Consider the following 262-nt stretch of genomic DNA (forward strand, 5'->3'; position numbering starts at 1 on the left):
GATGGTGGAGCTATGCGGGATCGAACCGCAGACCTCCTGCGTGCAAGGCAGGCGCTCTCCCAGCTGAGCTATAACCCCATCGTAAATGCTAATCTCTGTACCCTAATTCGTTTCCGGGCAAGGCGCGGTGGTGCGAAGCATACTGAAGTATGCGAGCATCGCCGTAACACAGCACGGAGGCGAATTTGGTAGGCCTGAGTGGACTTGAACCACCGACCTCACCCTTATCAGGGGTGCGCTCTAACCACCTGAGCTACAAGCC

General features: G+C 56.9%; 1 tRNA gene. It reads right to left on the bottom strand.

From position 1 onward, the window contains the following. Positions 1-2 precede the first annotated feature (2 nt). A tRNA-Ala gene (locus OGV75_RS00045) sits at positions 3-78 on the bottom strand. Positions 79-262 lie beyond the last annotated feature (184 nt).

It is taken from the genome of Citrobacter sp. Cb028 (genome assembly GCF_030336705.1).
Lineage (GTDB): Bacteria > Pseudomonadota > Gammaproteobacteria > Enterobacterales > Enterobacteriaceae > Citrobacter > Citrobacter braakii.